Source organism: Halomonas sp. McD50-4 (assembly GCF_022348135.1).
Taxonomy (GTDB): domain Bacteria; phylum Pseudomonadota; class Gammaproteobacteria; order Pseudomonadales; family Halomonadaceae; genus Vreelandella; species Vreelandella piezotolerans.
The window spans coordinates 94,492-121,219 of the sequence record NZ_JAKRFG010000003.1 but is presented as its reverse complement, the minus strand read 5'-3'; the positions used below and the strand labels follow the sequence as shown (position 1 = coordinate 121,219).

General features: G+C 57.8%; 24 protein-coding genes. 11 read left to right on the top strand and 13 right to left on the bottom strand.

Features of this window, described 5'->3' with window-relative positions; translation table 11 throughout:
• Positions 1–2: 2 nt before the first annotated feature.
• From MHM85_RS05115 to MHM85_RS05095, 5 genes are all read right to left on the bottom strand, one after another.
• Positions 3–1,043: a tRNA pseudouridine(13) synthase TruD gene (locus MHM85_RS05115; RefSeq protein ID WP_219861594.1), complete on the bottom strand. Its 1,041-nt coding sequence runs from the start codon at positions 1,041–1,043 to the stop codon at positions 3–5.
• Entirely contained in the window at positions 1,036–1,524 is a 489-nt protein-coding gene (gene ispF, locus MHM85_RS05110) for a 2-C-methyl-D-erythritol 2,4-cyclodiphosphate synthase (protein WP_139526494.1), read from the bottom strand. Before ispF ends, MHM85_RS05115 begins: the two co-directional genes overlap by 8 nt.
• Positions 1,524–2,234, bottom strand: coding sequence for a 2-C-methyl-D-erythritol 4-phosphate cytidylyltransferase (ispD, locus tag MHM85_RS05105; protein WP_219861596.1), 711 nt, complete (start codon positions 2,232–2,234; stop codon positions 1,524–1,526). The genes ispF and ispD overlap by 1 nt, the downstream gene beginning before the upstream one ends.
• Complete coding sequence (gene ftsB, locus MHM85_RS05100; protein WP_219861598.1) at positions 2,234–2,590, bottom strand: cell division protein FtsB; 357 nt, start codon at positions 2,588–2,590, stop codon at positions 2,234–2,236. Before ftsB ends, ispD begins: the two co-directional genes overlap by 1 nt.
• An 82-nt stretch (positions 2,591–2,672) precedes the next feature.
• Complete coding sequence (locus tag MHM85_RS05095; protein ID WP_219861600.1) at positions 2,673–3,821, bottom strand: GNAT family N-acetyltransferase; 1,149 nt, start codon at positions 3,819–3,821, stop codon at positions 2,673–2,675.
• A 173-nt stretch (positions 3,822–3,994) separates the two neighbouring features.
• On the opposite strand from MHM85_RS05095, the gene MHM85_RS05090 reads away from it, so the two are divergent.
• The 4 genes from MHM85_RS05090 (at position 3,995) to MHM85_RS05075 (ending at position 10,651) form a co-directional block, all read left to right on the top strand.
• On the top strand, positions 3,995–5,350 hold the full coding sequence (locus MHM85_RS05090; protein ID WP_239285508.1) for an aldehyde dehydrogenase family protein: 1,356 nt from the start codon (positions 3,995–3,997) through the stop codon (positions 5,348–5,350).
• A gap of 69 nt (positions 5,351–5,419) precedes the next feature.
• Complete coding sequence (locus MHM85_RS05085; RefSeq protein ID WP_239285510.1) at positions 5,420–8,032, top strand: ATP-binding protein; 2,613 nt, start codon at positions 5,420–5,422, stop codon at positions 8,030–8,032.
• Positions 8,029–9,798 (top strand): EAL domain-containing protein, encoded by a 1,770-nt coding sequence (locus tag MHM85_RS05080; protein ID WP_153842586.1) that lies wholly within the window; start codon positions 8,029–8,031, stop codon positions 9,796–9,798. Before MHM85_RS05085 ends, MHM85_RS05080 begins: the two co-directional genes overlap by 4 nt.
• Complete coding sequence (locus tag MHM85_RS05075) at positions 9,788–10,651, top strand: MurR/RpiR family transcriptional regulator (RefSeq protein ID WP_153842585.1); 864 nt, start codon at positions 9,788–9,790, stop codon at positions 10,649–10,651. Before MHM85_RS05080 ends, MHM85_RS05075 begins: the two co-directional genes overlap by 11 nt.
• 10 nt (positions 10,652–10,661) lie before the next feature.
• On the opposite strand, the gene MHM85_RS05070 is transcribed toward MHM85_RS05075, so the two are convergent.
• Together MHM85_RS05070 and MHM85_RS05065 are read right to left on the bottom strand one after the other, a co-directional pair.
• Complete coding sequence (locus tag MHM85_RS05070) at positions 10,662–11,021, bottom strand: RidA family protein (protein ID WP_153842584.1); 360 nt, start codon at positions 11,019–11,021, stop codon at positions 10,662–10,664.
• Positions 11,022–11,078: 57 nt separating this feature from the next.
• On the bottom strand, positions 11,079–11,579 hold the full coding sequence (locus MHM85_RS05065) for an Lrp/AsnC family transcriptional regulator (protein WP_153842583.1): 501 nt from the start codon (positions 11,577–11,579) through the stop codon (positions 11,079–11,081).
• A gap of 249 nt (positions 11,580–11,828) precedes the next feature.
• Between MHM85_RS05065 and MHM85_RS05060 the strand changes: the two genes are divergently transcribed.
• Positions 11,829–13,514 carry a 2-isopropylmalate synthase gene (locus MHM85_RS05060; RefSeq protein ID WP_219861604.1) on the top strand — a complete coding sequence of 562 codons (1,686 nt, stop codon included), beginning with the start codon at positions 11,829–11,831 and terminating at the stop codon, positions 13,512–13,514.
• Between the two features lie 56 nt (positions 13,515–13,570).
• Here the strand turns inward: MHM85_RS05060 and MHM85_RS05055 are convergent, their stop codons facing one another.
• Positions 13,571–14,425, bottom strand: coding sequence for a universal stress protein (locus tag MHM85_RS05055; protein ID WP_153842582.1), 855 nt, complete (start codon positions 14,423–14,425; stop codon positions 13,571–13,573).
• 185 nt (positions 14,426–14,610) lie between these two features.
• Between MHM85_RS05055 and crcB (MHM85_RS05050) the strand changes: the two genes are divergently transcribed.
• Genes crcB (MHM85_RS05050) through MHM85_RS05040 form a run of 3 tightly spaced genes read left to right on the top strand, consistent with a single transcriptional unit; the run spans position 14,611 to position 16,396 of the window.
• Positions 14,611–14,988: a fluoride efflux transporter CrcB gene (gene crcB, locus MHM85_RS05050; RefSeq protein WP_219861607.1), complete on the top strand. Its 378-nt coding sequence runs from the start codon at positions 14,611–14,613 to the stop codon at positions 14,986–14,988.
• An 18-nt stretch (positions 14,989–15,006) separates the two neighbouring features.
• Positions 15,007–15,402, top strand: coding sequence for a fluoride efflux transporter CrcB (gene crcB / locus MHM85_RS05045; protein WP_219861609.1), 396 nt, complete (start codon positions 15,007–15,009; stop codon positions 15,400–15,402).
• 7 nt (positions 15,403–15,409) lie between these two features.
• The gene (locus tag MHM85_RS05040) at positions 15,410–16,396 is read left to right on the top strand and encodes an arsenic resistance protein (protein WP_153842717.1); all 987 of its coding nucleotides are present in this window, start codon (positions 15,410–15,412) and stop codon (positions 16,394–16,396) included.
• Between the two features lie 30 nt (positions 16,397–16,426).
• On the opposite strand, the gene MHM85_RS05035 is transcribed toward MHM85_RS05040, so the two are convergent.
• On the bottom strand, positions 16,427–17,917 hold the full coding sequence (locus MHM85_RS05035; RefSeq protein ID WP_139526480.1) for a SulP family inorganic anion transporter: 1,491 nt from the start codon (positions 17,915–17,917) through the stop codon (positions 16,427–16,429).
• Positions 17,918–18,417: 500 nt separating this feature from the next.
• On the opposite strand from MHM85_RS05035, the gene MHM85_RS05030 reads away from it, so the two are divergent.
• Positions 18,418–19,431 (top strand): isocitrate dehydrogenase, encoded by a 1,014-nt coding sequence (locus tag MHM85_RS05030; RefSeq protein ID WP_139526479.1) that lies wholly within the window; start codon positions 18,418–18,420, stop codon positions 19,429–19,431.
• Positions 19,432–19,433: 2 nt separating this feature from the next.
• Here MHM85_RS05030 and MHM85_RS05025 read toward each other — a convergent pair whose 3' ends face one another.
• Positions 19,434–20,210: a ZIP family metal transporter gene (locus MHM85_RS05025; RefSeq protein WP_139526478.1), complete on the bottom strand. Its 777-nt coding sequence runs from the start codon at positions 20,208–20,210 to the stop codon at positions 19,434–19,436.
• A gap of 282 nt (positions 20,211–20,492) precedes the next feature.
• Between MHM85_RS05025 and MHM85_RS05020 the strand changes: the two genes are divergently transcribed.
• Entirely contained in the window at positions 20,493–21,134 is a 642-nt protein-coding gene (locus MHM85_RS05020) for a DUF3047 domain-containing protein (RefSeq protein WP_239285512.1), read from the top strand.
• 134 nt (positions 21,135–21,268) lie between these two features.
• Positions 21,269–22,537 (top strand): PAS domain-containing methyl-accepting chemotaxis protein, encoded by a 1,269-nt coding sequence (locus tag MHM85_RS18365; RefSeq protein ID WP_219861611.1) that lies wholly within the window; start codon positions 21,269–21,271, stop codon positions 22,535–22,537.
• A gap of 74 nt (positions 22,538–22,611) precedes the next feature.
• On the opposite strand, the gene MHM85_RS05005 is transcribed toward MHM85_RS18365, so the two are convergent.
• From MHM85_RS05005 to MHM85_RS04995, 3 genes are all read right to left on the bottom strand, one after another.
• A complete protein-coding gene (locus MHM85_RS05005) occupies positions 22,612–23,262 on the bottom strand; it encodes a peroxiredoxin (protein WP_219861614.1) in 651 nt (216 codons plus the stop codon).
• 102 nt (positions 23,263–23,364) lie between these two features.
• Positions 23,365–24,402, bottom strand: a complete 1,038-nt coding sequence (locus tag MHM85_RS05000) for a CNNM domain-containing protein (RefSeq protein ID WP_139526475.1) — start codon at positions 24,400–24,402, stop codon at positions 23,365–23,367.
• 99 nt (positions 24,403–24,501) lie between these two features.
• Entirely contained in the window at positions 24,502–26,430 is a 1,929-nt protein-coding gene (locus tag MHM85_RS04995) for a diguanylate cyclase (protein WP_219861616.1), read from the bottom strand.
• Positions 26,431–26,728 lie beyond the last annotated feature (298 nt).

Below are 26,728 nucleotides of genomic sequence, written 5' to 3'. Positions count from 1 at the left end.
CGTCATGCCGTGTCGGGATGATGAATCAATTCGCCAATCACCGCCGTCGCGAAACTGCCTCGGGGCAGCGCGAACGAGAGTAGCACGGACTCTTGTTCGAAGTTGGCCTGAGGCGCGATCAACCGGGCACGCAGCGCACGCTGTCCACGCTTGACGCCGCTCTGCTCGAGGCCGGCGCACAACGCAGGATGGCGTGCCGCCAGTTGCGCTTCGTAACGGCCCGCATCGCCGTGCGCCCCGCCGCCCACACCCCACAAAACGCCCGTGGGATGAACATCCAGCGCGGCGGCGCGTGCCACCAGGCTCTCCTCGACGTCATCGATGGAAAACACGCTTTGCGTGCCATCAAGCATCAAGGTATCGCCCGCGACGGGCTGGCACCAGTTACCGTCTGCCAGTCGGACACTGAGCAGCTCGTTGAACAGAAAGCTGCGCGCGGTCGAAAGCATCATCCCCTGGCGATCATCGCGTTTGCGCCAACCTTTGGCCAGTACGGCAGCGGCGCGCTGCAGATTGCGCGCACCAGCGCCAAACCGCTGGTGGCCAAAGTAGTTGGGGACTCCTTGGGCGCAGAGCGCTTCCCAACGCGGCAATAAATCGTTTGGGCGAACCGCGTCACCACTTAGGCGCAGCGTAAAATGATTCGTGCGGTGCACGCCCCGCTTTAACTTTCGCGGATGACGCGCCATGGCCAGCACCGTGACGCCCGCTGTGCCGAGCGTGGCAGTTAAGTCCTCAGGCGCTTCGCGACCGGGCAGATGAACGCTCAGCCACTGGCGCGCAACGGCCACGCGATCCTTCATACCGGAGTAGCCGATATCGCGCGGGGTGACACCGCACAAACGGCTGAGCAGTTTCACCACATCTAACGTGGTTTGGTTACGCTTTTCAAGGCGTAGCCACAGATGCTCGCCGTGTTCCTCCGGGGTAAAGTCGAGCTGTTCATCGACGATGAAGTCTTCCGGCCGAGCGCGATACTGGCCGGGCGCAGGCACGCCGAATGTTGGCGTCAAGCTGCGCTGCCAGGTGGGGAGATCAAGCATTCGATGCCTCTTGCGCGGCCAGCAGCACCACCGCTTCGGCGGCGATCCCTTCCCCCCGCCCGGTAAAGCCAAGACGTTCGGTGGTGGTGGCTTTAACGTTGACCTGCCCCAGCGTCACGCCTATTTCCTCGGCAATCGCGGCACGCATGGCCTCGATGTGCGGCGCCATTTTGGGCGCTTGCGCCATGATGGTAGCGTCCAGGTTTACGACGTCGAACCCTTCGTCCCTCACCAGCGCGACCACATGACGAAGTAAGCCGCGACTGTCCGCGCCTTTCCATGCCGGGTCGGTATCGGGAAAGTGGCGGCCAATATCGCCCAGCGCACAGGCGCCGAGCAGCGCATCGCTGATGGCGTGGAGCAGCACATCGCCATCGGAGTGGGCAACGAAGCCCTGTTCGAACGGCAGCTTGACGCCACCGATCATCAAATGATCACCCGGCCCAAAGCGGTGTACATCGAAGCCGTGGCCAATTCGCATTAGAAACTCCTGTTACTTGAGCTGCGCTGGGCTGCCATGATGGCCGTTGCCAACGCTAAATCGTCAGGGTGGGTGACTTTCATATTATCGCGCCGCCCACTAACGAGCTGGGGAGCTTCCCCCAACGCCTCGACGGCCGAGGCTTCATCCGTGACCACGGTGCCCTGCTGCTGGGCCTTGGTCAGCGCGCGCCGCAGCAGCGCATAGCGAAACCCTTGCGGCGTCAGCGCGTGCCACAGGCCATCACGCGGTTCGGTGGCGTGGCTTAGTTGGTCCCCCTGATCGCGCTTCATGGTATCTGCTACCGGCATGGCCAGCAGGGCACCACTGGGATGAGACTGGGCCGCCCGATACAAGGCGTGCAGATCGGCGCGGGTGATACAAGGTCGCGCGACGTCGTGCACCATGACCAAGTCGCTGTCGTTGGCCGCGATGGCCTCCAGTGCGTTCATCACGCTATCCATCCGTTCTATACCGCCGGGCACCTGCTGCCAGTGACTGAACGGTACCCAGTCTGGCCGAAACCAGTGATCCTCTGGGTCCAGGCAAAGCACTAAATGCGCCTGAGGGAAGGCATCATGCAGACGTGCAAGGGTGTGCGCCAAGATGGGTTGGCCTTCCAGGGGAAGGTACTGTTTGGGCTTGTCGGCGCCCATTCGTTTCCCCTGCCCGGCCGCAGGCACAACGAGCCAAAGCGGCGAGGTCTGCATCACTCGCTCTCACCGTCGGCTGGAATGACACCGGGCTGAGCGACTAGCCCGGCATGAATGCCGACCAACTCGTTTTCGATGGCCACGCCCGGCACCCAGAAGAACTGCTCGTCGGTGCGCACCATGCCCATGTCGCTGCGGGCGCGTTCCTCGATGGCATCCAACCCGGTTTTCAAATCGGTGATTTCCGCCGCCAGCCGTGCGTTGCGTTCACGCAGCGGATCATTGGCCGCCTCCTGCAGGGCCACCCGCTGCTCCACCTGCTGCAGATCTTGCCAGCCGCCGTTGCCCAGCCAAAGTTGGTACTGTAGCAACCCCAACACGGTCAGTAGCAGGCCCACGAGCCATTTGTGCATCCCAGACATCCTTCGTGAAAACGGAAACGGCGCGCATTATGCCATTAAGGGTAGAGTCCAGCGAGCCGCGACGCGGTAGGCGTTACTTAAACGGTAAAGCATCTTCGGCGGCGCGGCGATAGGCCATGATATGGACACCCTCTTGCTGACAAAACTGCGCCACGCCAGCGGCCAACCCCGGGTGGGCCAAATAGTGCAGCGAACGAACCCGCTGGGGAGCAAACCCCCGTACGAGCTTGTGTTCGCCCTGGGTGCCGGGATCGAATAGCGTCATGCCCTTTGCCAAGCACGCGTCGATGCCCTGGTAGTAGCACGCTTCGAAATGCAGGCAGTCGGCGACGACCTCACTCCCCCAGTAGCGACCGTAGAGCGTCTTGCCTCCCTGGAAGTAGAGCGCTGCGGCGATGGGACGCCCCGCTAGCCGCGCCTGCACCAGCATCAGCGCTTCGGGCATCACGTGACGCAAACGTTCGAAGAAGGCGTGATTGAGGTAGGGCGGGCGTCCGCGTTCGTGGTAAGTAATGGTGTAGCAGCGGTAAAAATGCGCCATGTCGACATCGCGGATCTCCCCGCCTTCCAAACGGTGCAGGGTAATGCCCTGGTCGGCCACTAAACGCCGCTCACGCTTGATCATTTTCCGCCGCTTGGAAGTGAGGCTGGCGAGAAAGCCTTCGAAATCACCGAAACCACGATCTCGCCACTGAAACTGTACGCCTTCCCGAGCGATCAGATCAGGGCACTGGCGCTGCCACGCCTCGACTTCCGGCTCTTCGGCAAACAGCAGGTGCCAACTCGACAGCGCCAGGGTGTCACACTGCTCCCGCCAGCCTATCGCCAACTGGGCTCGAACGGCGTCGGCATCGGCGTCTGGCGCGATCAAGGTACGAGGGCCTGGCACTGGCGTGAAAGGTATCGCACTCAGCGCCTTGGGGTAATAATCGCCGCCGGCGCGCTCCAGCGCGTCGGCCCACCCCCAGTCGAACACGTACTCCCCATAGGAATGGTACTTACGGTACATTGGCAGCGCACCCACCAGCGCCTCGCCCTGCCAGACACACAGATGACAAGGCTCCCAGCCGGTGGCCGTGCTGACGGAGCCGCTGGCCTCCAGCGCGTGTAAAAACCCGTGACGTAAAAAAGGCTGTTCGTCAGACCCGAGCGCATCCCACTGGCTTGCCGCAACGGCCTCGATGGTAGGTAGAATGGAGTAGGAGAGCGGACGAGAAGGCATAACATCTCCCTGGCACACTGGCACAGATGGCGTATGCCTTACTGTACCACTCCGGCCGCTGACGCGTGTGAAGCGCCTAGTTTGTAAACAATTGTCGATCCTGCTCAAACAGCGTTTCAAGGTCGCCTGGCCCTGCGTATCGTCGGCAGTCAGTATACCCCTAAGGAGAGGCCATGAATCGCGATTTAACGGATACGTTACAGGCGCAGCGCGAGGCGGCAGGCCCGGCGCCTTTTCCCACGCTGGGCGTACGGCGCGAGCGCTTGGCGCGCCTCGCCCGCATGACGAAACGCCATCAGCACGACATCGTGCGAGCCATCCAGCTCGATTTCGGCCAGCGCAGCGAAATCGAAATCCATCTCGCTGAAATTCTTCCCGTCCTTCATGCCGCTCGCTATGCGCGCCGCCACCTGTGGCACTGGATGCGCCCTCGTCGCGCACGCGTTCCGCTGCGGCTCTGGCCAGCGCGCGCCCGAGTCGCTCCTCAGCCGCTGGGCGTCGTGGGGGTAATGTCTCCCTGGAACTATCCTTGGAGCCTTAGCATGATGCCCGCCATCGATGCGCTAGCGGCTGGCAACACGGTGATGCTCAAACCCAGCGAACACGCGCGGCACACCAGCGCACTGCTCGCCAAGCTGATTCCCCAACACTTCACGCAAGAGGAGTACTGCGTGATCGAGGGCGGGGCCGACGTCGCCAAGACGTTCAGCGCGCTGGCGTTCGACCATCTGGTGTTTACCGGATCGACCCAGATAGGCAGGCAGGTCGCGACGGCTGCCGCCGCCAACCTAACACCGGTCACGTTGGAGCTAGGCGGCAAATCACCAGCGCTGGTGGCCAGTGATGCGGACCTCGACAGCGCCGCTGAGGCGATTATCTTCGGTAAAGGTTTCAACGCAGGACAAACCTGTATCGCGCCGGATTACGTCATCGTTGAGAGCCGCCGCTTGGACGCTCTAACCCACGCCTTGGAACGAGCCATTCGCCGCCAGCGACCCGATGCCAAAGACGCCACCGGCTACGTCAGCGACGCCCACCACGCACGAATCGAACGGCTGCTCGATGATGCCCGAGCGCGCGGTTGTCGCGTGCTCGAACACGGACCCCACGCGCCGGCGTTGGTCATCGACCCGCAGCAGAGCTTATCGCTCATGCAAGAGGAGATCTTTGGGCGGGCGCTACCGGTGATCAGCGTCAAACATATCGATGATGCCATTCGGCTGATCAATGCACGCCCTCGCCCCTTGGCGCTATATGCCTTCACCCACCAGAAGGCGCTGCAGGAGACGCTTCGCCATCAAACGTGTTCCGGGGCGTTGGTGTTCAATGAGACCCTCCTTCACCACGCCGTACCGACTCTTCCTTTTGGTGGCGTTGGCGAGAGTGGCAGCGGCGCTTACCACGGCCGCCACGGGTTTGAACGCTTTAGCCATCAACGTAGCGTGTTCTACCAGCCCAAGCGCTCCAATAGCGGCTGGTTAAGACCGCCCTATCATCGCTGGCTGCTGCATTTGCTGCGTCTTGGTTAAAGCTAGGGGATTAATGTCCGATATTTATTTAATACGTTCTTTTCACCCCCCTCACGTCTAGGAAACGCCATGCAAGCCGCCAAGCGACCGGAGAATGAAACACAGCGCCTGACGGCCTTGCGCGCGTTGAGCATCCTCGATACCCCCGCCGACGACGCCTTCGAGCGTCTGACACAGCTTGCCCGGGACCTGTTTGACGTGCCGATGGCACTCGTGTCACTGGTCGACGAAGAGCGCCAGTGGTTCAAGTCTCACCCGGGGCTACCCATCTGCGAAACCAGCCGAGAGGTCTCTTTTTGTGCCCACGCCATCGCCGCCGATATGCCGCTGGTCATCGAAGATGCCCAGAGCGATCGGCGCTTTGCCGATAACCCGCTCGTCACCGGAAAACCTCATATCCGCTTCTATGCGGGGCACCCGCTCAGGCCTTCCGATACGCTGGCCGTGGGTACGCTATGTTTGATCAGTGATCGGCCACGCGCATTCTCGACGCGGGATAGACAGCTGCTGGCCAGCTTGGCAGGGCAAGTGGACGAACTGTTGCGCCAACATCAAATGCGCCACACCCTGTCGCAAACCACGCGACGTTACGAGGCGCTGTTCAACGAGAGTGCCACCGGCATCGTGCGAATCGACCTAGCTGGCAACGTGCTGAGCATCAACCCTTTTGCACTCACCATGTTGGGCTATACCAAAGCCGAGGTGCTGGGTCGCAACGTCTCGATGCTGACCCCGGCCGCAATTCGCGCCGAACATGACCAATTCATTGCGCGCTTTTTGGCTGGCAGTGCCCCTAATGTCATTGGGCGGGGTCGCGAAGTAGAGGCGTTGCACAAAGAAGGCCACCTCGTTCCCGTTCATCTAGCGGTCAACGCCATCCATAACGAGCAGAACGACGTGGTGGAATTTCTTGGTATTTTGACCAACCTGAGCGACGTTTACGACGCCAACCACCGCATGCATAAAGAGCAGAGCCTGCTGAAAGTGCTGCACCAGGGCATTACCGATTATCAGGCGCTAATGTCCGGCGAGCAGCTCTGGACCTTTCTCATGGAGGCATTGCGCGAGCTGACTGACAGCGATTACGCGCTGATTGGCGAAGTAATGCCAACGAGCACCACCAATACGCTCAAGATCCACGCCATTACCGATCTCTCTTGGAGCGATGAGTCGCGCCATTTGATGGAACAGCTGCGCAGTGGGGATATGATGCTGACCAATCCCGACTCGCTGTTGGGCCGTGTGTTTGCCCACGGCGACGTGGTGATCACCGACGACGTTTATCGTCACGCCAAACGCGGCGGCTTTCCACCGGGCCACCCGCGTATCGATAATTACCTGGGCGCGCCAATTTTCAGTGGCGATAAATTGATAGGCATGTTCGCCATTGCCAACAGCCAACAAACGCTGAACCATTCGTTGTTACACTGGCTTCAGCCGTTTACCGATACCTGCGCGCTGCTGATCAACCTCTATCGACAGATGGCAGAGCGCGAGCAGGTCACCATGGACCTCGCGGCGGCGAGGGACCAAGCCGAACAGGCCAATAGGGCGAAGAGCGAATTTCTCTCGTCCATGAGCCACGAGCTACGTACGCCGCTCAATGCCATCATTGGTTTTGCGCAGCTGCTTGGCAAAGGGCGGCGCGAGCCGCTCAGCGACAAGCAGAAGCGACAGGTAGGGCAAATCCAGAAAAGTGGGCAGCACCTGCTTAGCTTGATCAACGAAGTGCTCGATTTGGCTAAAATCGAGTCCGGCCACATGGCGCTCTCCATCGAGCCGATCGCGATAGAGAGCGTGATCGAGGATGCCTGCAGCACGTTAGAAGCCAATATCGAGGCATCAGGGCTAGTGCTTCAGCGCGAGCCACTCGCGGCGCCTTGGCGGGTCGCCGCGGATTACACCCGCACCAAGCAGGTATTGCTCAACTTACTCTCCAATGCCATCAAATATAATCGCCCCCAGGGCTCGATCCGGATTGCCGTCGATCAACGGGACAACGACGTGTGCGTTCGCGTCACGGATGCCGGGCATGGTATCGCACCCGAGCGACAGCACGAGCTCTTCGAACCCTTCAATCGGCTCGATGCCGAGCATGGCACCATCGAGGGGACGGGTATTGGGTTAGCGATCACCCGAGAGTTAGTGGAGCGAATGCAGGGCCAAATTGGCGTGACGAGTGCACCCGGCCAAGGCGCGACGTTCTGGTTTACCCTCCCCATCACCGAGGCCGATGCGCTTAGCGAGACGCCCTTGCCGATGACGCTGGCCAGCGCCGCCCCTGGCCAGCGTCATCACCTACTCTATATCGAAGACAACCCCACCAACCAGCGCTTGATGGAAGATATCATGGAGGACTTTGACCAGGTGCGGCTACAGACCGTCACCAGCGCCGAGCTAGGGCTCGATCTCATGCGCTACTCTCCTCCGGATCTGGTGCTGATGGACATTCACCTACCGGGCATGAACGGCTATCAGGCGCTGGATGCAATTCAAAAAGATGCCTCGTTACGTCACATTCCAGTGGTGGCCCTCTCGGCCAACGCCATGGAGCGTGACCGAGCGCACGGCCTAGCGGCAGGGTTTGCCGATTACCTCACGAAGCCGCTCGACATCGATCAGCTCTCGGCGACACTGAGACGCTATGTGTCTACAGACGCCATACCAAGGAAGGCGCCATGACGTTCATGAACAAACACCTGCTGGTAGTGGATGACAACAGCATCAACGTCGAGCTACTGCTAGATCTGCTCGACGATCATGGATTCGATAACGTGCATGGTCTGAGCGATCCTCGCCAAGTCCTGCAACATTGTCAGCAAGCGATGCCGGATCTCATCTTGCTGGATATCCGTATGCCTCATTTAGATGGCTACAGCGTGATGGAGCAACTGCAGGCGACGTTTGCCGAGCATGCGCCGCCAATCATCGTGCTGACCGCACAAATCGATGACGAAACCCGCCATCGCGCGCTGAGCATGGGTGTAAGGGACTTTCTGACCAAACCCTTCAAACACGATGAAGTGCTTCAGCGGATTCACAACACGTTGAGCGTGGAGCACCGCTATCGTGTTCGCGACCAGCAGGCCGAGACGCTGGAGGAGATGGTGGCCAAGCGCACCGAGGAGTTGGATCGCCAGTCACGCACCGACCCTATCACCCAGCTACCCAACCGTCGCGCCTTGACACAACGCTTGGCCGATGCGGCGCAACAGGGCTGTCCCACGGGGTTGTTGTTTATCGCGCTGGATCACCTCGATGATGTCGTGCGTTTACATGGCTACGGCATTGCCGACCAGCTCATGGTGCACATTAGCCGCCGGCTCGACGGCCAGTTGGACGTTAGCAGCACACTCGGGCTGTGGGGCGGCAGCGAGCTGCTGGTGATTACCCCAACGGCCGAGCTGAGCGAGCTGCGTCAGCTCGCTTCACGGCTGCTCGACTGCTTCGAACACGACCAGTCCCTAGACGACCTGCTACTGCCGCTTAACGCGCGTATTGGTATCAGTTGGTCGCAGGGCCACTTCGACATCGAGCGCTTGGTGCACATGGCCGCCCTGGCACTTCCGCAGAGCGGCACACTGCGACTGCAAAGCTACAATGAAGCTCTGGAAAACCAGCAGCGCCACCGACTGCACCTACAGCAGGCCATTCGCGGCGCCACACAGCGAGGGGAAATGTCCCTGGCCTTCCAACCCAAGCTGTCACTCGAAACTCAGCGCGTAGTGGGCGCCGAAGCGCTGCTACGCTGGCACCACCCAGAGCTGGGCCACGTCTCCCCTGGCGACTTCATTCCTCTGGCAGAAGCCAGCGGTGATATCCTCTACATTGGCGAGTGGGTACTCGAGGAAGCCATGCGCTATATTGCCGACTGGCGGGCCAAGGGACTGTTGGACGACGATTTCCATATTGCCGTGAACGTAGCAGCACGTCAGCTAGCGCGTAAGGACTTTGCCGAGAACCTGCTGGCGCGACTGGCCAATCATGGCATCCCGGCGAGGTTCTTTGCCCTGGAAGTCACCGAATCGGGTCTGCTCAGCGATATGCACAATGCGCGCATCCAGCTCGCGCAGTTGGCAGAGGTGAACATTGCCGTGGCCATCGATGATTTTGGTACCGGGCACTCGTCACTGGCGTATGTCAAAACGCTGCCCTTCTCGACGCTGAAAATCGATCGCGCCTTCGTGATGGACCTGGAGGAGGACGCCATCGATCGCCATTTGGCTCTCACCATCACCCAGCTTGCCCATGCCGTGGGCTGCGACGTGGTCGCCGAGGGTATCGAAACGGCTGCGCAGGCCGACTACTTACGTTCAATTGGTTGCGAAGCTGCTCAGGGGTATTACTATGCTCGTCCATTGCCTGCCGATGAGTTCTATCGCTGGTGCAGGGACTGGACACCTTCTTCACACCTAACGCTTGCCACGGAGTCAGTTAATGGCGCATGACCTGCTAGACCGCTTACGGGAACGCTTGGAAGAGTTGAATCGCTCAGAGCGTAAAGTTGCGAACGTCATTCTGGAAGACCCCGCAGCGGCCACCAGCCTGAGCATCGCCAGCCTTGCTCAAGCGGCGAGCGTCAGTGAACCGACCGTCAACCGCTTCTGTCGCAACTTCGGCGCCAAGGGCTATCCCGATTTCAAAATCAAGCTGGCCCAGAGCTTGGCAGGCGGCACGCCCTACGTCACCCGTGCCGTCGAGCCGGGCGATAGCGCTACTCAGTACACCCATAAAATCTTTGGGGCGACCATTGCGGCGCTAGACGAAGCGCAGCGGGAAGTGGACATGGCCGCCGTCGAAAGGATGGTGGATTACCTGACGCAAGCCAAACAGATCCACTTTTTTGGATTGGGCGCCTCCGGCGCCGTGGCGCAAGACGCCCAGCATAAGTTTTTCCGCTTCAACCTACCGGTGATGGCCTACGTCGACGTGCTGATGCAGCGAATGGTGGCAGCCGCTTGCCATACCGGCGATGTGGTAGTGATCATCTCCTACACTGGGCGTACCCGTGAGCTGGTCGACATTGCCAAGGTAGCCAGGGAAGCAGGCGCCGTGGTGCTGGGCATCACCGCCCCCCACTCTCCGCTCGCTCAGGAGTGCACGGCCACGCTGGAAGTCGCCACCCCTGAAGATACCGACCACTACATGCCGATGACGTCTCGGGTCATTCAACTGACGCTGATCGATGCCCTGGCCACGGGTGTCACGCTCAGGCGCGGCGAAGATTTTCTGCCGCACCTAAAAAAGATCAAAGATAGCCTACGCGACACCCGCTTTCCGGCAGAAAAGCCTGTCAAATAAGCGATAGCAGTTACGCACCCACGGCCGTCGTCACGGTAATCTCGACTTTCAGCTCATCGGCAGGCATCGGCGCGCATACGCAGGTGCGTGCCGGTGCATGGCCTTCCGGTACCCAGGCATCCCATATCGCGTTCATGGCGGCGAAATCGCTGCCATCTTTCAAGTAAATCGTGGCGCTTAGCAGTTGTTCTCGGCTAGAGCCGATCTCTTTTAAAAGCGCATCGACGCGCGCCAGCATGCTCTCGGTTTGTGCTTTGATATCGCCATGGCGAGCCTCGGGGCCTGCTACCTGACCGCATAAATAGGCCACCCCCTGATGTATCACGGCACGGCTCATGCGGGCTTTTGTATCATGGCGCTGAATATGCATAGATCGAACTCCTGGCTAGATGAAAAAAAGCAGTGTAAACCGCTATGCCGCCGCTGCCTACGCTTCGTTAGCCAGCGAGTATGAGGTAGGCACGGGGCGATGCTCGAACACCCGGCGCAACACGAAACTCGTATGGGCGCCGGTGACGCCTTCGATGCGGTTGATCACATGGAGCAGCAGGTGTTGATAATCGTCCATGTCTCTCACCAGAATTTTGAGCTGAAAATCCGCCGCTTGCCCGGTAATGATCAAACACTCCACCACGTTGGGAATGTTACGGATATGACGCTCGAAGTTATCGAAGCGCTCGGGGGTGTGCTGATCCATCGAGATATGCAGCAGCGCCATGAGTTGAAAGCCGAGCGGCCGCGCATCGACCACCGCTCGATACTGGGTGATCAAGCCGTGCTCTTCCAGGGCTCGCACGCGCCGTAAGCACGGCGAAGGGGACAGTCCAATGCGTTCGGCCAGTTCCTGATTGCTGATACGCCCCTCCTGTTGCAACACGTCGAGGATGCGGCGATCAAAACGGTCGAGGGTCAAAGGCGCGTTGGCCACAGCGATACCTCCTACCAAAATAAGAATTTAATTCGATATATTCTGCCATTTTTTTGCGCTAACGCCATATTTTCGCAATAACCTTTCGCGCCATGTGTCGTAGACTATGTTGACTGCCAAAAGCAGTCCTCGATTGACGCCTTACCCAGGCGTCCTCCCTAGGCTCTCCCTGACCCGGAAGAGCACGCCACAGCGGCTTGCGCCACCAGCGGCCGCCCCAAACAACTCACCGTTCTCAGGAAATTCACCATGCCTGCTTTTGATCATCGCAAATATCGTCCTGCTCCCCGGGTGCCCGCGTTCGACCGTCAGTGGCCCGACCGGGAGCTGACTCAAGCGCCCATCTGGGTGAGTGAAGACCTACGCGATGGCAACCAGGCCCTGCTCGAGCCGATGACGGTAGAGCAGAAACAGCGCTTCTGGCATCAGATCATCAAGGTCGGTATCAAAGAAGTGATGGTCGGCTTTCCCTCCGCCAGCCAGCCGGATTACGATTTCGTGCGCTGGCTGATCGAAGAGGATCAAATTCCTGACGACGTGACCATCGCCGTGCTCGTGCAGTGCCGCGAACACCTGATCGAAAAAACGTTTGCGTCATTGGTGGGCGTCAAGCGCGCCATCATCCACCTGTATAACTCCACGTCCACGATCCAACGGGAGCGGGTGTTCGAGATGGATCGCGACGGTATCACCGATATCGCCGTGCAAGGCGCAACGTGGGTCAAGACCTATGCGGCCCAATATCCCGACGTCGATTGGCGCTTCCAGTACTCACCGGAGAGCTTCTCCAGCACCGAAATCGATTTCTCCCTGGCCATCTGCGAAGCGGTGATGGATGTCTGGCAGCCCACCCCAGACAACAAGTGCATTCTCAACCTGCCCACCACCGTGGAAGTGGCAGGCCCCCACCATCACGCCGATCAGATCGAGTACTTCTGCCAGCACATCAGTCGCCGCGATAGCGTGATCATTTCGGTGCATACCCATAACGACCGGGGCGGTGCCGTGGCGTCGGCAGAGCTTGCACTACTGGCGGGGGCCGACCGTGTCGAAGGCACCTTACTGGGAAACGGTGAACGCACCGGCAACATGGATATCGTTACGCTGGCCATGAACCTCTACAGCCAGGGTATCGATCCCAAGCTGGATCTTTCCAACCCCGACGAGATCATTCAGGTGGTGCACGAGTGTACAGGGATTGCCATGCATCCCCGTCACCCCTGGGTAGGTGAGATGGTGTATACCGCCTTTTCTGGCAGTCACCAGGATGCGATTCGTAAATCGCTCAAGCACCAAAAACCCGACGAACCGTGGCAAGTGGCCTATTTGCCCATCGACCCGCACGATATCGGGCGGGACTATCAAGCCGTCATTCGGGTTAACAGCCAGTCGGGCAAAGGCGGCATGGCCTTTCTGTTGGAGCGCGACTACGGCATCAGCCTGCCTCGTTGGATGATGCTCGCGCTGGCCCCCTACGTACAACAAGAGAGCGAACGCCGTAATAGCGAGCTCTCCAGCGAAATGATTCGACAGGTGATGTTCGACCATTTCTCCCATGGTGCGCCGCTGTCCCTCGCCGACTATCGACTCTCGAAGGGGCAGCAGGAAGGGATCGACATCACGCTGTGGCAGGGTGCCGACACGCTGCGCTTATCAGGGACCGGCAATGGCGCCATGTCGTCGTTCACCGATGCCTGGAGACGCCATACTGGTAGCCACGTCGCCATTCTCGATTACAGCGAACACTCACTGGGCGGCGACAGCGAAGCCAACGCCATTGCCTTCGTGCAGCTCAACATCGATGGTCAGCGGGTGTGTGCCGTGGCGGAGGATAGCGATACGGTGAGCGCATCGCTCAAAGCCGTGCTGTCGGGGATTAATGCGACTCAGCCCGCTCGCGCCGAGCAGCAGGAAGTGGCTAGTAGCACCGCCTGATCGGTCCCCCCGGCCGCTGCCAAACGCGCGGCGGCCGGGGGGACCACCGCTTTACATCAGCGTAAAATCAACACCGGCAAGTGGGCATTACGCAACATCGCCGTGGTAGTGCTACCCACCAGCAGATGACGAATGCGCGAGTGACCGTACGCGCCCATCACGAGCAGGTCGATCCCCTTTTCCTCTTTATAGGCACGCAGCGCTTCTTCGACGTCTCCCGCTCGAATGGCACCTTCGGTATGGTGCCCTGCCGACCGAAGCGTCTCGGTGGCCCACTCGAGCTGCGAGCGATTCTCGGCGGTTTCGGCCCCCACGATCACCACGTGACACTCAGCGCCCTCGAATAGCGGGCTTTTTGCCAGCATTTCTACCCCTTTGCGGGCGGTTTTGCTGCCATCGAAGGCCATCAGAATGCGCTTGGGTGGGGCGAATGCCTTCGGCACCATTAATATGGGCCGATGCAGCTCGCGAACGACGCGCTCGAGGTTAGACCCTAGATGGCCGCTGGCTTGGTGCGCCGTTTCTCCTCGTTTGCCGAGCACCAACAGGCGGAGCTCTTTTTCATGCTCCGCCAAGGTATCCACCAATGTGCCGTTACGCTGCATGCAGGGAGTGTCTGCAAAACCGGCTGCCTCGCTGCGCGCTTTGGCAGCATCCAGCATCAAACGCCCCTGCTCGCGGGCGAGCTTTCCCCTCTGCTCTTCGATGTCCGAAAGCTGTTCCAAGAGGTGCTCGCGGGTGCCTAGGCCAAGATGGCCGGTCAGATCGGGCTCGGCGACTTGGGCATGGTTATCGACGGTGTGCAGAAAACGCAGCGGAGCCGAGAGCGCCGTGGCGGCCCACACCGCATAGTCACAGACACTTTCTGAGTAGTGGGAACCATCGATGGCGGCTAACACGTAGTCAGACATGGGGGTGTCTCCTTACACGGGTGCATGAACAGTGATCGTCATTCTGACTCTTTTGTACACGAAGAGGTGGATCGGCAACACCGTAGCACCGGCTTTTTTGAGTAATGGCCGACTTCTGCGTCCCTCCCGTCGCAATGCTACACTTAGCCGCCTAGCGATTTCACCACGACAGCGCGAGGCGTAGCATGGGGCACGGCATCACGAGTCTATTACTCGTCGCATTGGGCGGTGCACTGGGAGGATTGGGACGCTTTGCGATCTCCAATACCATGGCCCGCTTACTGGGCAACGCCTTCCCCTGGGGAACACTCGTCGTCAACGCTAGCGGAGCGCTGCTGGCAGGCTGGCTGCTAGGCGTTTACGGCGTGCCCAACACACAGCCGTTTTGGCTATTTGCGCTAGCGGGTCTGCTCGGCGGCTATACCACGGTATCGTCGTTTAGCTTACAGACCCTCGAGCTGTGGCAGCGCGGCCAGGCGTTGCGCGCCGCCCTCAACATGGTCGCCACGCTACTGTTGGGCGTCGCCACGGCAGCGCTGGGCTGGTGGCTGGCCCAGGCTTGAAGAGCAGAGGAGCCCTCGATGAATCTTAACGCCTATCTTGCCGTTGGCCTTGGCAGCGCTCTGGGCAGCGTGCTGCGCTATGGCGTTTCGCTGGCGTCGATGGCCGTGCTGGGTGGCCACTTCCCTTGGGGGACATTGCTGGTCAACGTGTTGGGTTCTTGCCTCATCGGCTGGCTCGCCGCGACGACGACCCGCCTGCCCCAAAGCGCGCTGGCACGACAGCAACCGCTGCTAATGGCAGGTTTCTGCGGGGGATTCACCACCTTCTCACTGTTTAGCCTGGAAACGCTGCACTTGGCCCAGCAGGGCAGCCTAGGGCTGGCGCTGCTCTACGGTATAGGCAGCTTACCGCTGTGCGTAGCCGCCGCCTGGATGGGCGAGCGCTTGGCCTTTTTAAACCAACCAGTGGCCTAAGCTCTTGATACGTGAACAGCTCGAACAGCAGCAGTCATGGATTTATCTGGCGTTTATCGCGCTCGGACTTTGCCTTGGCCTATTGGCTCCAGAACCAATGGCAGCGTTTGAGCAGGCACTATGGCCGCTGCTCGGTTTACTGCTCTTCGCCACGTTCACCCAAATCCCGCTGCTGCAAATAAAGCAGGGTCTTCAAGATACGCGCTTCATAGCGGCGCTGTTGATAGGTAATTTTGTCGTGATTCCTGCACTGCTGGGGGTGTTGGTGGTGTGGATTCCCTTGCCGCTGCCCGTGCTGGCAGGCGTTTTATTGGTGCTGCTGATGCCTTGCACCGACTGGTTTATTACCTTTACGCACTTAGGCCAAGGCGACGCAGCCCGCGCCATTGCCGCGACCCCCCTTTTATTGCTCGTGCAGATGGTGGCACTACCTGCCTATCTATGGCTATTGCTAGGCAGCGAATGGTTGCAATTAACACTCTCCCCTACGTTACTGAGCGCCTTTTTGAGCTTGATAGTGCTGCCCCTGCTGCTCGCCTGGCTCACGGAGCGCGCAGCGCAGAGATCCGCCACTATCGAACGGGCTACCCGAGCACTGGGATGGATGCCGGTACCGCTTTTAGCCTGCGTGTTGCTGATCATTGCGGCGACTCAGGTCACACAGGTGTTGACCCTGCGTCAGCTACTCGGGCACGCAGTGTTGATCTTCATAGGCTTCTTGATCGTCGCGGCGCTGCTCGGCAAAGCGCTTGGCCACCTCTTTCAACTGCCGCCCACCAGCACACGCACACTGGTGTTTAGCTTCGGCACCCGTAATTCCTTCGTCATGCTGCCCATCGCTCTCACCCTACCCAATGGCTGGCAAGCCGCGGTGGTCATCATCGTGTGCCAATCGCTGGTCGAGTTACTGGGTATGGTGGCATACCTTCGCTGGGTACCGAAGCGTCTAATTCCCAGCAAAGACACAAAAAAAGCCGACGCTCACGGCAAGTAAGCGTCGGCGATGACAGGATGGCCGTGAGGATTAATGGCCGCCCATCAGTTTATCGACCGCTTCCGGGTCGTTATGAACGGCGTAGCGATCCACGACAGTGGCGCTTGCTTCGCTCAAGCCCACTAGGTCTACCTCGGTGCCTTCGCGACGGAACTTGATCACCACGCGGTCCAGTGCCTGAACGGCGGTCACATCCCAAAAGTGCGCTTTCGATAAATCAATGGTGACTTTGTCGATGCTCTCTTTGAAGTCGAACGCAGCCATAAAACGCTCGGATGAGGCAAAAAACACCTGCCCCACCACCTGATACTCGCGCTGTTTGCCGGCCTCTACCTCTTTCGAACCAACGTACATGATGTTGCCGACTTTGTTGGCAAAAAACAGCGCCGCCAGCAGTACGCCCACGAAAACCCCGATCGCCAGATTGTGGGTACCGACCGTGACGGCCACCGTTGCCAGCATGACGATATTGGTGCTCAACGGGTGCTTCTTCAGATCGCGAATGGACTCCCAGCTAAAGGTGCCAATCGAGACCATGATCATCACCGCCACCAGCGCTGCCATGGGAATTTGCGACACCCAGTCTGCTAGGAATACCACCATCAGCAGAAGCACCACGCCCGCGATCAGTGTCGATAGGCGCGTCCGGCCGCCCGACTTGATGTTGATCACCGACTGGCCGATCATCGCACAACCGGCCATGCCGCCCATAAAACCCGCCCCAATGTTGGCGATGCCTTGGCCTTTACACTCGCGATTTTTATCACTAGGCGTATCGGTAAGGTCATCTACAATGGTGGCCGTCATCATCGACTCAAGCAGACCCACCACGGCCAACATCACAGCATAGGGGAAAATGATCATCAGCGTTTCAAGGTTCAACGGCACGTTTGGCCACAGGAAAACCGGCAGCGTATCCGGCAGCTCGCCCATATCCCCCACGGTGCGAATATCCATACCGCTCACCATGTACACCACCGTCAGTACCACGATGCATACCAGCGGCGAAGGCACCGATTTTCCGATCATCGGCAGATAGGGGAACAGATAGATAATGCCCAGGCCTACCAGCGTCATGGCATACACGTGCCACGTCACGTTGGTCAGCTCCGGCAGTTGCGCCATGAAAATCAGAATCGCCAGCGCATTCACGAACCCGGTGACCACCGAGCGAGATACGAACCGCATGAGTTCCGCCAGCCGCAGGTAACCCGCGATGATTTGCAGCACGCCGGTCAGCAGCGTGGCGGCCAGCAGGTACTCTAGCCCGTGCTCTTTCACTAGCGTCACCATCAGCAGCGCCATCGCCCCTGTCGCGGCAGAAATCATACCTGGGCGGCCACCGGTAAAGGCGATCACCACCGCAATACAGAACGAAGCATAGAGCCCTACTTTCGGGTCCACGCCAGCAATGATCGAAAAGGCGATCGCTTCAGGAATGAGCGCCAGCGCGACGACAATACCGGACAGCGTGTCGCCCTTGATGTTAGAAAACCACTCATGCTTGCTGAAAGGTGCCATTCAGGGAGTCCATGGTTTGAGGTTTAAAGATAGTGCGTGCCATAGCCGCACAGAGGCAGCAAATGAGCACACATTAGTCATAGCTTGTCGAATGAATGCTACCGAACGAAGACGCACACGCGTCGGTAGCCAAATAGCGGCATCGGAGTGGCATAGCGCCGGGATGACGCGACAAGCATCATGGCGCTGATAAGGAGGGAAAAACCTAGGGTGGAGTCATCAGCCCTGAAGTCGGCAGAGCAATGAATGCCCATGCATTGTTCATTATGGTTACACCTTGCTGTTCTATCATCGTTATTCAGGCGAGAGGCCATACGTGCTGGTCGCCGTGAGCGCGGCATTCTACCAGCAAACAGGCCGATTGACACCCGCCTCCCTAGACGTTTAGACGATGACCTGCCCCCTAAGCTTGGCTTACCATGGCACTTGTATGGCGATATTACCGTCGCCTTCTCGACATCTTGATTCTTTCCCACGCTATCGAACGAGAGGACCCGCACATGAGCCAGACAGTCGCAGTGATCAAAGGTGATGGCATCGGCCCTGAGATCATGGACGCCACCCTGCAAGTGCTCGACGCACTCGAGTGCGGGTTGACCTACGAATTCATCGACGCGGGCTTGGTCGCGCTAGACAAACACGGCACGCTCATCCCGCAATCCTCGCTGGATGCCATCGAAAAGCACGGTATCGCTCTGAAAGGCCCGCTCACCACGCCGATTGGGAAGGGATTTTCATCGATCAACGTACAGCTACGCCGCCACTTCGATCTCTATGCCAACGTGCGTCCCGCCATCAGCTTTCCGGGCACGCGCTCCCGTTACGACGATATCGACATGATCACCGTGCGGGAAAACACCGAAGGGGCCTACCTCTCCGATGGCCAGGAGATGATTGACGACGGCAACACCGGCATTTCAGTGATCAAAGTGACCCGCCAAGGCTCCGAGCGCATCGTGCGTTACGCCTTTGAACTCGCCAAGCAAAACGGCCGCAAGAAAGTCACTGCCGTTCACAAAGCCAACATCATCAAAACCAGCTCCGGCCTGTTTTTGGACGTAGCCCGCGACATCGCCAGCGAGTATCCCGAGATCGAATTCCAAGAGATGATCGTGGATAACGCCTGTATGCAGCTGGTCATGAACCCTCATCAGTTCGATGTGGTGGTCACCACCAACCTATTTGGCGATATTCTATCCGACCTCTGCGCCGGTCTCGTAGGCGGTTTGGGCCTCGCCCCAGGGGCGAACATCGGTGAGAAAGCAGCTATTTTCGAAGCGGTACACGGCTCAGCCCCCGATATTGCAGGCAAGAAAATTGCCAACCCCTGTGCCCTACTGCTCGCCGCCGCCCAGATGCTCGACCATCTCGGCATGACCGCCAAGGGGGATGCCATTCGTCAGGGGATTCGCGCCGTGCTCGAAAACCGCCGCGACATGGTGACACCCGATATGGGCGGCACCGGCACTACCGATACTTTTGCCCAGGCGCTCGTAGAACACTTGCAACGCTGAGCCTAGCCCAGCCACACATCGAGAAACAGCATGATCACCAAGCCCATCGCCAGGCCAAACGTCGCTTTCTTCTGATGGCCGCAGCGGTGGGTTTCGGGAATGATTTCATGGCTGATCACATAGAGCATGGCCCCTGCCGCAAACGCCAACCCCCAAGGCAGCAGTACTTGGGAGACGGTGACGACGCTAGCACCAAAGAGCCCCCCAATCGGTTCGATGAGCCCGGTCAGCGCGGCGATCGACCAGGAGCGCCACTTGGAGTAACCCTCGCCCATCAGCGCGACGGCCACCGCCAGCCCTTCCGGCATGTTCTGTAAGCCAATACCTATCGCTAGCGGCATACCTCCTTCTAGGCCATTGGCACCAAAACCAACGCCGACCGCTAACCCTTCCGGCAGATTGTGAATCGCAATGGCAAACACGAATAGCCAAACGCGGCGCAGCGATGCGGCTTCGGGCCCTTCCCGCCCCTGTTGAAAGTGCTCGTGGGGCAACCCCTCGTTGAGTAAGGCAAGGGCACCCATACCTAGCAAAATGGCAGTGCAGACGAGAGCCGCAGGCACCGGCCCGCCAGCATAGTAAATCTCAGCGGCGTCGAGTGCGGGAATGATCAGTGAAAAAAACGAGGCCGCCAGCATCACACCCGCGGCAAAACCCAGCGCTAAATCTCGAAACCCTCGACTCGGCGTGGTTCCCAGCAGTACTGGCAGAGCCCCCACTGCGGTCAATGACCCCGCCACCAAACTCCCTACGACTCCTAGTACCAGCGTATTTTCCATGAGAAATCATTGACTCGATATGTCATATAAAAAGGTGAGATAACCGCTGACGACGTCTGTAAGGAAACGGGCGTCTGGGTCACCCATTGGCGAATCAGTGTAACCTCACATGGCGATGTCTTCGAGAGCACTCGAAGTACAGCTGGGTTCGCGAGCAGGGGTCAATCGTAGGTTAACGTGCATGAAAGCGACACCCTGCGCGCAGTTAGAGAGATGACCACTATGACAACGAAAAGAAAGCATCAAAACGGTATGTGCGGCACGTCTTGGCCATGTCTCATCATGACGTTCTTAATCAGCGTTAACATCACTCATCACGCCTCGGCGCAAGAAGTACGCTTTACACCAGAGCGAATCATGACATGGCCAACGCGCAGCTTCGCTGGGGAAACGCGCTACCGCGTGGTGGAAAAATCCGGCCAGCGCGTGCTTCAAACAGACGCCTTGGGGCAAGCCTCCGCTCGCTATCTTGAGCGAACCATCGACCTAAACGCCACACCGTATCTGCACTGGTGCTGGCAAGTTAGCACTACCTACCCGGGACTTGACGAAACGACCAAAGCGGGCGACGACTACCCCGCAAGAGTATACGTTGCCCGAAAAACAGGCCTATTGCCCTGGCAAGTGGAATCCGTGAATTACGTTTGGGCGTCTGAGCAACCGCAGGGAGCTCATTGGTCCAATGCGTTTACTGACCGCGCTCAGCTTCTGGCACTGCAAAGCGGCGAACACAACGTAGGCCAGTGGCAGGCGGAAGTACGCGACGTGCGCGCCGACTATCGCTCCCTGTTCGGCAGCGCGCCCGATGAGATTCACGGCATCGCTTTAATGAGCGACGGCGATAACGCTGGCGGCAGCGCAATAGCTTGGTTCACCCACTTGGGCTTCTCCGCCGATGCTACCCCACCTACCTGTCCATACTAGTCAACATATGTTAAAACATATACATAACGCTACCCATGTGACATTTTGTGTCACACTGATACAAAACAATGTTTTCTATAAGAAACTGGTCTACTCTTAGCGGATTTATAATAACGTGTTTGAGAGTCTGTCCCATGTTTAGCCCCTTCCCCTCTGATAACTTGCGCGGCGCCATGGCGCAACATACGGCCTGCATTTACTTCACTCCCGCAGGCATCATTCAAGATGCCAGCCCGCAGTTTCTGGAAACGGTGGGATACTCTCTGGCAGAGATCAAAGGTCAGCATCACCGTCTTTTCTGCTATCCAGAAGATACTCAGAGCGCAGCCTATGCCACCTTTTGGGAAGCACTCGCCGCAGGAGAGCGTCAGCAAGGTCGTTTCCGGCGCATCAATGCCCACGGTGAGGAAGTGTGGCTAGAGGCCACTTATGTCCCTATTAAAAATCGTCGAGGCAATGTAGTACAGGTGTTCAAAGTGGCCACTGACGTCACCGACAAACACCAGCGCGCCGCCCGTGAACGCGCGATTTTACAGGCGCTGGATAGCTCTATGGCAGTCATCGAATTTACCCCAGACGGTTACATCTTGGATGCTAACCGTAACTTCGAGCAGGCCATGGGCTATTCGCTAGGTGACATTCGTGGCAAGCATCACCGTATGTTTTGTACGAAGGAGTTCTACCAGCAGCGCCCAGACTTCTGGAAGCAGCTCGCCAAGGGTGAGTTCAAGCAAGGCAAGTTCATGCGCTTGAATGCAAAGGGCCGCGTGGTCTGGCTGGAAGCCACGTACAACCCCATCGTGGACGATGATGGCAAGGTGGTGAAGGTGGTGAAATTCGCCACGGACATTACCCGTGCTATGGAAGCATCCGAAGCCGCTCGCGCGACCGTGGGTAGCGCCCGCGTGTCGTCTCATCAGACTCAGCGCATTGCGCAAGAGGGACTCGAGCATCTGCGAAACGTCCTCTCTCACTTTCAGCATGCAAGCCACACGCTGGGAGACGCGCAGCGCCTGATTAGCGACCTAAACAAACAGGCAGAGCAAATCAACAAAACGGCCAACACGATTGCTCAAATTGCCAGCCAAACTAACTTGCTTTCCCTCAATGCTGCCGTGGAAGCCGCCCGTGCGGGTGAACAAGGGCGTGGTTTTGCGGTCGTGGCTAACGAGGTTCGCCAGCTCGCCCGAGGCTCAAGCGACGCCGTCAACGAGATCACCCGAGTGCTCAAAGAGAATAGCGCTCTAGTGCTGCGCACCACTGAGGCGATGCAACAGGTCGTGGAGCAGGGGCAAACCAGCCAGACCAGCGTGCAGGAGATAGAGGCGATCGTGAACGACATTCTTCAGGGGGCACAAAGCGTTTCTCACTCCATCGAACACCTGACGCTCGAACCTGCATGACGGTGACGCCCTATGAACACGAAAGCCCCGCCAGCTTGCGCTGACGGGGCTTTTAACACGTGCTATCGGCGTGCTTAACGCAGCTTGGTCTTGCGCAGGTAAGGCAGCACGGCATCAAACTCACCAAACTTCTGCTTGGCATCCTCGTCGGAGACACTGGGTGGAATGATGACATCCTGACCCACCGTCCAATCCGCCGGGGTGGCGATGCCATGCTTCGCAGTGGTTTGCAACGCATCCAACGCCCGCAAAATCTCCGCAAAGTTACGGCCAACGGTCATCGGGTAGGTCATGGAAAGCTTGAGCTGCTTGTCCGGGCCGATGATGAAGACCGAACGCACCGTGGCGCTATCGGCGGGCGTGCGGCCATCAGGCAGGTAGGCATCTTCCGGCAGCATATCGAACAGCTTGGAGACGGTGAGACCTTCATCGGCAATGATCGGGAAGCCGACGCTGCTGCCGCTCACGGTTTCGATGTCGCCCGCCCAGCGCTTGTGATCCTCTACACCATCGACGGACACACCGATGACCTTGGTGCCACGCTTTTCCCACTCGGCACTTAGCGTTGCGACGGCGCCGAACTCCGTAGTGCACACCGGCGTGAAATCTTTCGGATGTGAGAACAGAATCGCCCAGTTGTCGCCGATCCAATCGTGAAAACGGATCGGCCCGTGGCTCGTCTCTGCTTCGAAATCAGGCACGACTGCATTGATACGTAATGACATCGTTGCTCCTCGTTAAAATGAAGTGGTTCTCATACCATATATGACTTTCAACGCCTTCACTATAGAACGTTTAGTGCTAAAGCAATGAAATGATGGCAGCGTTCACTCGGCCGGTTTTACCTCTTTCTCTTCGCGTTTGATCCGCTTAACCCAGCGCTGTTTTGCATAATGGCGCAAGTTCGCCACGCTATCGGTCTCATCGACGATATCTTGACCCAGGATGGTTTCGATAATGTCCTCCAGGGTGATCAGACCCACGAAGGTACCGTGCTCATCGTAGACCACGCGCATATGAAGGTGATCTTTCAACATGGAGGTGAAGACCTGCTCCACATTATTGGAGACGTCGACGCTGCCGATGGGATGCATCAATTCACGCATCGTCTTGGTGTCATCGGCGTGGTACATATCCGATTTATGCACATAGCCAAACGCCTGCTCGCCGTTATCCATCACCGGAAAGCGTGTGAATGGCGCCTTTCCGTACTGCTCGTCGAACTCGCTGACGGTCATGTTGGGTGGCACGGTCTCACATACGGTGCGTGGCGTCATAGCCTTGTTCACCGTAATATCGTGCAGGTTGAGCATGTTGATGATGGTGCGTGATTCGTCAGCATCCAACACCTCCTCTTCGAGCCCCACCCGCGCCAATACTTTAATTTCGTCACGCAAATCCACGTCATGTTCAGATTTACCTAGACGGCGAGTAATCTGCTCTGACATCCAAATGAACGGTAGTAAACCTACGATCATTGGATTGAGGAGTTTTGGCAATACAGGGGCCAAACCACGCCAGTAGGTCGCACCAATCGTTTTGGGGATGATCTCTGAAAGGATCAGAATCAACATGGTCATGACCGCAGACACGATCGCAATGGAAGACTCGCCGAACACCACCGCTGCCTGGGCACCGACAGCCGTGGCACCGACGGTATGCGCAATCGTATTGAGCGTCAGAATCGCCGCCAGGGGCCTATCGATATTGGTTTTTAACTTGGTCAGCGCGGTATGTAGCTTTGGATTGTCTTCTTTTTGCTTGGCAATATAGCTCGGCGTAATCGACAGCAGCGCTGCCTCAAGGATGGAACACAGAAAGGAAAACGCGATTGAAAGGGTAGCAATCGTGATGAGAAGGAACATGGAAGCTCTTGGTAGTGGGTGAAATAGCCTTATAGAGACTCAACATTAGGCTGTCAATCATTAGAGCTTAGGCAATTCATTGCTGCACTGCTAGCCCACCTATGTAAAATGTGTCGATATGCTCGGCATGTGCCATCTCACCCGATTGCGTCCCTCTTTTTTGGCACGATATAGCGCCATATCGGCATGGCGTAAATCCTCTTCCCAATGTTCATCACTCCCGCAGGGGCTTACTTGGCAAGCGCCAATGCTCACTGTGACATGCACCGCCCCTTCACTGGTCAAAACAGGCTTTTCAGCGATCCCTCGCCGAAGTGTCTCTAGCGTTGGGGCGTCATGAGTGTCGCACAAGCAGACGCCAAACTCCTCGCCGCCCATACGTGCGACCAAGTCATCCGTACGTAGCGAGTTGCTGAGACGATTGGCCACCTCTTTGAGTACCTCATCGCCTACATGATGTCCGTATTGATCGTTGATCGACTTGAAATAATCAATATCGATGACAGCAACAGTAAAGGTAAACCTCGCTTGTAAATAAAAGGCCATTGCGCGCTCCACAAAAGCGCGCCGATTTGGCAATGTCGTCAACATATCGGTTTCAGCGAGATAACGTAGCTGCTGTTCTGCATGATGGCGGGACTTTTCCACTTCCAAGGCATAAAAGAGGGCGCCTAACGTATCTAAAAGTGGCTGAAAAAAGAGGGCGTCCTCGTCAGTGTAGTCGTCTTGTTTATTGGCGAGCCCTATCATACCGACAGTGTCATCGGCAATTTTGATAGGTAACCCTAAAAACCTCTGTAGCGGTGGATGCCCGGCAGGCGTACCGCGAGATGCATGATGCTGACGAGGGCGATTGGCAATCACGACATGACCACTGGTCACTACGTGGCCAAACAAATTGTCCAGATTATTGAAAAACAGTTCGCCCCGTTGGTAAGCCCGGTACTGTTCATTGGTCTCCTCGCTCCAGCTAATGTTCGATAGGGCGTGGATAAACAGGGATTTCTCCCCGTCGCTTCGCACTTGCACCTGGCCGATCAGTCCAAACTGGCTCTCTGCGAGATATAACAGCTCATCGAAGATCAGTTCACAGGAGTGGCGAATGTCTTTTTCGCGAAGAAAAACGCTCTGGGCGCGGTTCATGAAGTTGAGTAGCTGCACCTGCTTTCGCTCCCGAAGCTCGGCGCTCTTTTTCTCCGAAATATCCCGCGTGATGCAGGTTAAACGCAGCGGCCTCCCTGCGCTGTCATTGGCCACCACCCGGCCATAGGAGTTGACCCACAGCCAATGGCCCTCGGCATGACACATGCGATACTCGACGTTCAATACACCGTCCTCCTGCGCCAAGAGCCGCCGGATAGCGTTATTGACCGACGTGAAGTCCTCCGAATGAATCAAACGTTTCCAGAAGCTGGAGCGACTCTCCACCTCATCGCACTCCAGGCCCAGCATCTCACACCAACGCTGATTGAATACACTGTGATCGTTGGCTATCTCCCAGTCCCAAACGCCCACGTCAGCAGACTCGATCATCATGGCGAAATCACTATTACTGATGCCTGATCTTTGCTTATCGATAAGATAGATGTAATCGCTAATGAAGTAACTCAACGACTCCAAGAAACGTAGGTCTTTCTCAGACAGGGTATTGGGTCGGTTATCGATCAAGCAAACGGCCCCTACCTCGCGACCGCCTGCCGTGAGGGGCACGCCCGCATAAAAGCGTATGTGCGGCGCTGCTAGCACCAGTGGGTTATCGCAAAAATCAGGATGTTGGCTGGCATCCTCGATCACAAGTGGAGCCCGTAAAGCTACCACGTGGCGGCAGAATGCATCCTCCAACGACGTAACATCTACGTCTAACCCTGATTTGGCGATAAACCACTGTTTCTGACCCAGAACGGAAACCAGCGCAATGGGAAATTCGAAAAAGTCTGCGACGGAAGCAATGAGCTTATCCAGTGCGTCGGTGTCGACGTCAGCAGACAACTTATAGTGACGAATGTGTTGCCAGCGCTTGTTGAGCATTACGTTATACCCTGGTGGCATCGACCCAGTTGCCCACATCATAGGCTAGCTATACTTTATCTCGCGCCAGGGTAGCACTGTCAATTGGTAAAACGCCTCGTTTTCTAAGCACCATTACTTTCAGATGATTACTTCAAAAAGTTGATGTTTTTTAACATTAATGAAACACAAGGAGTGATACGACCAGTGTGCAATCAGGCTAAAACCTAAAGAGCAATGAAATAGCAAAAGAACCAAGCGGACACTTTTTATTATATGCTTCATCAAACATTTAGCTGCGCTGATAGGCGTACTGCAC

What these genes read in the sequence shown, in the direction of transcription:
- MHM85_RS05115 (WP_219861594.1), bottom strand. Translation starts at nt 1,043, where the DNA reads ATGCTTGATCTCCCCACCTGGCAGCGCAGCTTGACGCCAACATTCGGC.
- ispF (WP_139526494.1), bottom strand. Translation starts at nt 1,524, where the DNA reads ATGCGAATTGGCCACGGCTTCGATGTACACCGCTTTGGGCCGGGTGAT.
- ispD (WP_219861596.1), bottom strand. Translation starts at nt 2,234, where the DNA reads ATGCAGACCTCGCCGCTTTGGCTCGTTGTGCCTGCGGCCGGGCAGGGG.
- ftsB (WP_219861598.1), bottom strand. Translation starts at nt 2,590, where the DNA reads ATGCACAAATGGCTCGTGGGCCTGCTACTGACCGTGTTGGGGTTGCTA.
- MHM85_RS05095 (WP_219861600.1), bottom strand. Translation starts at nt 3,821, where the DNA reads ATGCCTTCTCGTCCGCTCTCCTACTCCATTCTACCTACCATCGAGGCC.
- MHM85_RS05090 (WP_239285508.1), top strand. Translation starts at nt 3,995, where the DNA reads ATGAATCGCGATTTAACGGATACGTTACAGGCGCAGCGCGAGGCGGCA.
- MHM85_RS05085 (WP_239285510.1), top strand. Translation starts at nt 5,420, where the DNA reads ATGCAAGCCGCCAAGCGACCGGAGAATGAAACACAGCGCCTGACGGCC.
- MHM85_RS05080 (WP_153842586.1), top strand. Translation starts at nt 8,029, where the DNA reads ATGACGTTCATGAACAAACACCTGCTGGTAGTGGATGACAACAGCATC.
- MHM85_RS05075 (WP_153842585.1), top strand. Translation starts at nt 9,788, where the DNA reads ATGGCGCATGACCTGCTAGACCGCTTACGGGAACGCTTGGAAGAGTTG.
- MHM85_RS05070 (WP_153842584.1), bottom strand. Translation starts at nt 11,021, where the DNA reads ATGCATATTCAGCGCCATGATACAAAAGCCCGCATGAGCCGTGCCGTG.
- MHM85_RS05060 (WP_219861604.1), top strand. Translation starts at nt 11,829, where the DNA reads ATGCCTGCTTTTGATCATCGCAAATATCGTCCTGCTCCCCGGGTGCCC.
- MHM85_RS05055 (WP_153842582.1), bottom strand. Translation starts at nt 14,425, where the DNA reads ATGTCTGACTACGTGTTAGCCGCCATCGATGGTTCCCACTACTCAGAA.
- crcB (WP_219861607.1), top strand. Translation starts at nt 14,611, where the DNA reads ATGGGGCACGGCATCACGAGTCTATTACTCGTCGCATTGGGCGGTGCA.
- crcB (WP_219861609.1), top strand. Translation starts at nt 15,007, where the DNA reads ATGAATCTTAACGCCTATCTTGCCGTTGGCCTTGGCAGCGCTCTGGGC.
- MHM85_RS05035 (WP_139526480.1), bottom strand. Translation starts at nt 17,917, where the DNA reads ATGGCACCTTTCAGCAAGCATGAGTGGTTTTCTAACATCAAGGGCGAC.
- MHM85_RS05030 (WP_139526479.1), top strand. Translation starts at nt 18,418, where the DNA reads ATGAGCCAGACAGTCGCAGTGATCAAAGGTGATGGCATCGGCCCTGAG.
- MHM85_RS05025 (WP_139526478.1), bottom strand. Translation starts at nt 20,210, where the DNA reads ATGGAAAATACGCTGGTACTAGGAGTCGTAGGGAGTTTGGTGGCGGGG.
- MHM85_RS05020 (WP_239285512.1), top strand. Translation starts at nt 20,493, where the DNA reads ATGACGTTCTTAATCAGCGTTAACATCACTCATCACGCCTCGGCGCAA.
- MHM85_RS18365 (WP_219861611.1), top strand. Translation starts at nt 21,269, where the DNA reads ATGTTTAGCCCCTTCCCCTCTGATAACTTGCGCGGCGCCATGGCGCAA.
- MHM85_RS05005 (WP_219861614.1), bottom strand. Translation starts at nt 23,262, where the DNA reads ATGTCATTACGTATCAATGCAGTCGTGCCTGATTTCGAAGCAGAGACG.
- MHM85_RS05000 (WP_139526475.1), bottom strand. Translation starts at nt 24,402, where the DNA reads ATGTTCCTTCTCATCACGATTGCTACCCTTTCAATCGCGTTTTCCTTT.
- MHM85_RS04995 (WP_219861616.1), bottom strand. Translation starts at nt 26,430, where the DNA reads ATGCTCAACAAGCGCTGGCAACACATTCGTCACTATAAGTTGTCTGCT.